Raw genomic sequence first — 3,961 nt, forward strand, 5'->3', positions numbered from 1 at the left:
CATGCGGGTGACTCGCGCCCTCTGGGCGTCATTCGGCGCAGGGATGTGCATCACCGTGACCGGTGTGGTGCTGCTGGCCGCGGTCAGCACGGTGGTCGCCTTCCGGGGCTGGCCCGGCGCCGACCTCACCCAGCCGAGCACGCCGCCCGCGATGCTCGCCGAGGTCGCCGGGTTCACTGAGCCCGACGACGCTGCGACGGACGCGAAGCCCATCGTCGTCCCGGCAGCGCCAGCCCGGTCCACCCGCCGCGCCACCACGAACCGTCGCCGCTCCGCGTCGGCGACGAACTCCTCCGGGAAGGGCTCCACGCGAGTCGCGACGACCGAGCCGACCTCCGGCACCGCGGTGCCGCCCGTGCCGGTCGCACCGGCCTCCCAGCCCGGGGCGTCCCCGGCGGCGCCGCCCTCCAAGGCCCCGGCGGCAGCCCCCAAGGTGGGCGACGGCGTCCGGGATCTCGGTTCCGCGGTCGACGCGGGCGCCGGCAACGTCACCGGGGCCCTCGGCGACGCGGTCGAGCCCGTGAGCCCCACGGTCGGCAAGACGGTCGGTGGGGTCGGCGAGGTCGTCGGCGACACCGTCCAGGGCGTCACGAACGTCGTCGCCGGCGTGGTCGACGCGCTGACCGCGCCGCGCTGAGCGATCGCGGCCGACCGGTCCGCTACTGGGCCAGGGCGCCTGCCGGAGCCTCGAGCAGTCCCCGGATCCGTGCGAGGAAGCCGGCGGCGTCGACGCCGTAGACGATGCGGTGATCGCAGGCGAGCGTCACGTCCATGACGTGGCGCGCGACGACCTCCCCGTCACGGACCACGGCGCGAGGGGTCACGGCGCCGACCGCCAGGATCGCGGCCTGCGGCGGCGTGATGACGGCACCGAACCGCGACACGCCGTGCATCCCCAGGTTCGAGACCGTGAACGTGCCGCCGCTGAGCTCCGCCGCCGTGATCGCCCCCGAGCGCACGCGCTCGACCGCGGCTCGCAACCGCGATGAGATCTCGTCCAGCGGCAGGCTGTCCGTGTCCGGGAGCACCGGCGTGTAGAGGGCGTCGGTCGCCGCGACCATCACGCCGACGTTGACCCGCTCGTGCAGTTCGAAGCGCGCGTCACGGTAGGCGCCGTTCAGCCGCGGATGCTCGCGGAGCGCGATCGCACAGGCCTTCACCACCAGGTCGGTGATCGTGGGCACCGGGCTCCCGCCCTCCGCCTTGCGGCCGGCTCGCAGTTCCAGGCATGCCTCCATGTCGACCTCGACGCCGGCCTCGAAGGCCGGGACCGTCGCACGGGACTCCGCCGCCCGGCGCGCGATCAGCACCTGGACCCGCGTGAGCTCGTGGACCTCGATCGCGCCCTTCGCGGTGCCCGAGGTCGCCGGCGCGGGCGGGTTCGACGCGGGAGGCTGCTGCTCGGACATGGGCCGCAGCGTAGTACGGGCCGTACTTCAGGCGTGCTGCGCTATGCCCATGACACCTCGGCGTCCGCAGAGGACGTCTGGCCCCTGATCGCCTGCCCCTCCCGGTGGTCGGAGTGGGCGCCGCACGTGCGAGGGAGCTGGAACCTCGGGAGTCCCGAGGTTCGCGAGGGGGCTCGCGGCGCGGTGCTGCTCGCCGGCGTCCTGCCCGTTCCCGTGCGGATCGCCGCCGTGGACCCCGGTCGCTCGTGGACGTGGGTCGTGGGAGCCGGGCCGGCGGCGGTGGAGATGGAGCACCTCGTCCGGCCCCACGTACACGGGGGCGCGTGCGTCGCGGTCACGCTGCGGGCGGCAGGCCCGACGGAGGCGGTGCTCCGGCGCACCTACGGTCCGCTCGTGGAGCTCCTGGTGGCGCGGCTGGCCCGGACCGCTACTCGGCAGGCTGCATCACGGCCCGCGCCGTGAGCGCGAGCGTCTTGACGTCCACCCACAGCGAGCGGTTCTCGACGTACCAGCGGTCGGCGGCGGCGCGTGCCTCGATCGAGGTCTTGCCGCGGAGTCCGTGGACCTGGGCCCAACCGGTGATGCCGGCCCGCACGCGGTGCCGGTCCTCGTAGCCGTCGATCTGCGACACGAAGAGCTCGACGAACTCCGGGCGCTCGGGGCGCGGCCCGACGAGCGCCATCTCACCGCGGAGCACGTTGAACAGCTGCGGGAGCTCGTCGAGCGACGTGCGACGCAGGACGCGGCCGACGGTCGTCCGGCGATCGAGGCCTTCGACGCCACCGGGAGCCTCGCCGTCCTTGGGGACGTAGGTCTCCTCGTCGGCCGGTGCCGGCGCCATGGAGCGGAACTTCAGGATCTCGAAGGTACGACCGTCCCACCCGACGCGGCGCTGGCGGTAGAGCACCGGCCCGGGCGACGAGGCCTTGATCATCGCGGCGATGGCGACCAGCAGCGGTGCGAGGACGATGATCCCGAGCAACGCGAGGGACCAGCCGAGCGCGAACGACGGGGACACCACGGACTCCTTCGGGGAGGCCGCGCGCCTCGTACGCGCCGTGTGGAGCGGGACGACCTGACCGGTCGTCCGGTGCGATCCCTGCCGCTTCGTGATCCTGCTCGTGGTGGTCATCATGTCCCCCTACGGATGCCGTGATGGCGTGCTTCTGCGTGTAGGGACATGATCGACCGGGGCAGGGGGTGCCCACATCGGCGGACCGGATAGTTGTGCGGACCGACCCTGGGTCACCCGGCAGCGACACGGGGCGCGTCCGGACGGGTGCGCAGGGGTCCTCCGATCGGAGGACCCGACCGGCACCGGTCGGGCGGGTGCGGCTTAGTCCAGGTCGCCGGGGCCGCTGATCGCGGTCCAGCGGTGCAGGAACTCGTCGGCCTCGATCTGTGCGAGGTCGGCGCGCAGCGCGCGCTCCATGCGGGCGGCGTCCGGCGCGTGGCAGTCCCAGAACAGCACGACCTCTCCGCTGTCGATCTCGACGATCTCGAGGTGGTCGACGCGGTCCGGGGCCGCGAACAGGCGCGGCCCGCGCCCGCCCTTCGTCACGATCAACTCGTAGGCGCGGCCGGCTCTCATGACGCGGCAAGCGCGACAGCAGCCGCATCGAGGCCCGGGTCGCCGACGAACACCTCACCGCCGACGACCACCGCGGGGAGGTCCCGGACGCCGTCCTCGCGAGCGGCGGCGGCGGCCCGCGCGAGCGCCGCCGCGACGTTCTTGGTCCCGACACCGGTCAGCAGCGCCCGCGGGTGGATCTCGCAGGCCGCTCCCGCCAGCAGGACGGTCTGCTCGGCGCCGAGGTCCGCTCCCCCCGCGTACGCCTGACGCAGGGCGGCGAGGGAGAACGCGGCGACCTTGCCGATGCCCCGGGCGTAGGTGGCGGCCTGCAGGGCGAGCGTGTCGTCGAAGGGCCATCCCGCCGGCCACCGCAGGGGCTGCAGATGCCGGTCCGCGACGGTCTCGGCCATCGCGCTCCGCGCGGCCACGTCCCCCGGGGCCGGTCGCACGGGCGCGGGCTCGTGCAGGTCGGCGCGCCGGACCGGGATCAGCTCGGGCACCACGCCGAGCGTGTGCACGAGCCGCTCGATCGCCAGGTACGAGTCCGGGGTGGCGAAGTCGTAGTAGAAGCGGACGCCGTCTGCCAGTTCGGCGTCCTCGACGTCGACCGGAGCGGGATCCGCCTGCGGCGCCGGGCTGTGGACGACCCGAACCGCGGACGGGTCTCCGGGGGTGCCGGTCGACATCGGGTCCGGGTCGGTCACCCGTGGATGAGCCACCCGTCGGCCGCGCGGGCGGCCTCGAGGACGGCCTCGCTCATGGTCGGGTGACCGTGGATCTGCATGGCGAGCTCCGGGTAGCCACCCTCCAGCGCGCGCACGTTGACGACCTCCTGGATCATCTCGGTGCTCTTGGCGCCGATGATGTGGCAGCCGAGGATCTCGCCGTACTTCTTGTCGCCGATCAGCTTCACGAGGCCGGTGCGGTCGCCGTACACGGTGCCGGCGCCGACCGCGCCGAACTGGACCTTCCCGACGAC

5 protein-coding genes and 2 pseudogenes are annotated in these 3,961 nt (G+C 73.8%); 2 read left to right on the forward strand and 5 right to left on the reverse strand.

Translation table 11 applies throughout. From position 1 onward, the window contains the following. A pseudogene (locus ABYE80_RS18180) lies at positions 1–637 on the forward strand (hypothetical protein); the annotation flags it as partial. Between the two features lie 22 nt (positions 638–659). Here the strand turns inward: ABYE80_RS18180 and ABYE80_RS18185 are convergent. Next, positions 660–1,409, reverse strand: coding sequence for a 2-oxo acid dehydrogenase subunit E2 (locus ABYE80_RS18185; protein ID WP_372791716.1), 750 nt, complete (start codon positions 1,407–1,409; stop codon positions 660–662). Positions 1,410–1,442: 33 nt separating this feature from the next. Here ABYE80_RS18185 and ABYE80_RS18190 point away from each other — a divergent pair, with 33 nt between their 5' ends. Continuing rightward, on the forward strand, positions 1,443–1,871 hold the full coding sequence (locus ABYE80_RS18190; protein WP_372791717.1) for an SRPBCC family protein: 429 nt from the start codon (positions 1,443–1,445) through the stop codon (positions 1,869–1,871). Here ABYE80_RS18190 and ABYE80_RS18195 read toward each other — a convergent pair. From ABYE80_RS18195 to ABYE80_RS18210, 4 genes and pseudogenes are all read right to left on the reverse strand, one after another. Next, positions 1,837–2,541: a sugar transferase gene (locus ABYE80_RS18195; RefSeq protein WP_372791718.1), complete on the reverse strand. Its 705-nt coding sequence runs from the start codon at positions 2,539–2,541 to the stop codon at positions 1,837–1,839. The two genes, ABYE80_RS18190 and ABYE80_RS18195, sit on opposite strands and share 35 nt — an antisense overlap. Positions 2,542–2,745: 204 nt before the next feature. Next, positions 2,746–3,000 (reverse strand): hypothetical protein, encoded by a 255-nt coding sequence (locus ABYE80_RS18200; protein WP_372791719.1) that lies wholly within the window; start codon positions 2,998–3,000, stop codon positions 2,746–2,748. Further along, complete coding sequence (locus tag ABYE80_RS18205; protein WP_372791720.1) at positions 2,997–3,686, reverse strand: DsbA family protein; 690 nt, start codon at positions 3,684–3,686, stop codon at positions 2,997–2,999. The genes ABYE80_RS18200 and ABYE80_RS18205 overlap by 4 nt, the downstream gene beginning before the upstream one ends. Beyond that, positions 3,683–3,961, reverse strand: a pseudogene (locus ABYE80_RS18210) (dihydrolipoyl dehydrogenase); the annotation flags it as partial. The gene ABYE80_RS18205 and the pseudogene ABYE80_RS18210, both read right to left, overlap by 4 nt.

This window comes from Paraconexibacter sp. (assembly GCF_041602235.1).
GTDB lineage: Bacteria > Actinomycetota > Thermoleophilia > Solirubrobacterales > Solirubrobacteraceae > Paraconexibacter.